The sequence below is a fragment of the Caballeronia sp. LZ043 genome (assembly GCF_031451075.1).
Taxonomy (GTDB): domain Bacteria; phylum Pseudomonadota; class Gammaproteobacteria; order Burkholderiales; family Burkholderiaceae; genus Caballeronia.
The window spans coordinates 1-1,485 of the sequence record NZ_JARUXT010000038.1; the positions used below are offsets into that span (position 1 = coordinate 1).

The window sequence follows — 1,485 nt, forward strand, 5'->3', positions numbered from 1 at the left end:
CGTCTCGCTCGTGAGCCGCCCGTCGAGGTCATACTCGCGCTGAACCAGCCCGTGCGCATTGCGCGCTTCGATCAACTGGCCGCGCTTGTTATAGGCGTAGTGCTCGTCCTCGCCGCTGCCCGCCGCGATGCGACTCACGATCCGCCCCAACGAATCGCAGCGTATGGTCAGCACGCGTCCGAGCGGATCGACTGTGCGCTTCAGGTGCCCCGCCGGATCGTACCCATAGCCGCGCTTTAACCCTAATGCCTTTGAAGCACGCCCCGCCGTCATAGAACGCTTCGTGACCGTCCAGCGGATCCAACGCAACTGCCATTCAGAGAAGTCGCATTGGCAGCGCGAAGAACCGCCGTTTTATCCGTGGCTCAAGCTCGCCGGACGATGGATCGAGCAGGCCGGATTCAGCCCTGGGCAGCGCGTCAAGATCAACGTTGAGCACGGACGGCTCGTCATAACACATGACTGAATGCCTACATGACCCGCTTTCGCGGGTCATGTAGGATCACATTCGAATTATTTATTTTTCTGCAGCTCTGATGCCAGGAAATCATACAATCCATTCGCTATAAAATCAGCGTGACCTGATTTGATGAGCATACTAAAAAAATAATATTGCTCCAAACACTCTCTTACATCACTAACCGAAAGCAAGAAGAAATCAGCATACGCCCGGTAGAAATGTCGAACTTTATTAGAAATATCTTCTAGATCAACGTCGTAATTAGTAACATCAAAGAAAATTCTTTTCCACCCATCCCCCGCCACACTTATTTCAACGAAGGGCAATCCATTTTTTTCACAGAAATCCCAGTGATCCGATCGTAACCCCGACTCTCTTTCAACATATTTCATAACGATCACTTGAATTTGAAGTCCGTAACATCGGTCATGATACCTTCACCATTCACTCTCGCCATATAGTGAACTGTTACGTCGTTTATTTTCCGTTCGTATTTCGCCCATCCCTTTCCAGAGAAACAACGGTCTCCTATATCCTCTGCCTTAATGATCTCAACCCCCTTCTCAGGGTGTGCCATCACATGAGACATAACAAACCTCTCATTTCTGTTCCTTGCTTTAGTGCGCCCTGTTGACTTTGTTTTTCTCTTCTTGGGCTTTCTATGTGAACACTTCTTCTTTAATCCAAGTGGATCAATCCACCCAAACATGTTGGGTGCGAACTCATATGGATTTTCTCCACCATCTAGTCCGATCGGATCCTGCGAGATGAACTGCCCAGTGCCGGGATCAAAGTACCGATACCGGTTGTAATGCAACCCCGACTCATGATCGAAGTACTGCCCCTGCAACCGAATCGCCTGCTCGACCTTCCGCGTTTCGCACCAATCGACCCCACCCGCAACACTGTAGTGCGTTTCCCAAACGATGTCACCGTCCGCGCTGCTTAGCCTGACCGGCGCACCATTCGGATCATTCTGATAGAAGTAAATCCGCTTGCAGGCCCCGTCATCCACCTGCATCGCC

The 1,485-nt window shown here is 50.8% G+C and carries 3 protein-coding genes; 1 reads left to right on the forward strand and 2 read right to left on the reverse strand.

Annotated features, from left to right (window positions below; genetic code table 11):
• Positions 1-283: 283 nt before the first annotated feature.
• Positions 284-466 carry a SymE family type I addiction module toxin gene (locus QCE64_RS36340; protein WP_310009183.1) on the forward strand — a complete coding sequence of 61 codons (183 nt, stop codon included), beginning with the start codon at positions 284-286 and terminating at the stop codon, positions 464-466.
• 47 nt (positions 467-513) lie between these two features.
• Here QCE64_RS36340 and QCE64_RS36345 read toward each other — a convergent pair whose 3' ends face one another.
• The gene (locus QCE64_RS36345) at positions 514-852 is read right to left on the reverse strand and encodes a hypothetical protein (protein WP_310009185.1); all 339 of its coding nucleotides are present in this window, start codon (positions 850-852) and stop codon (positions 514-516) included.
• 5 nt (positions 853-857) lie between these two features.
• On the reverse strand, positions 858-1,485 hold a 628-nt coding region (locus QCE64_RS36350), incomplete at its 5' end, for an RHS repeat-associated core domain-containing protein (RefSeq protein WP_310009187.1).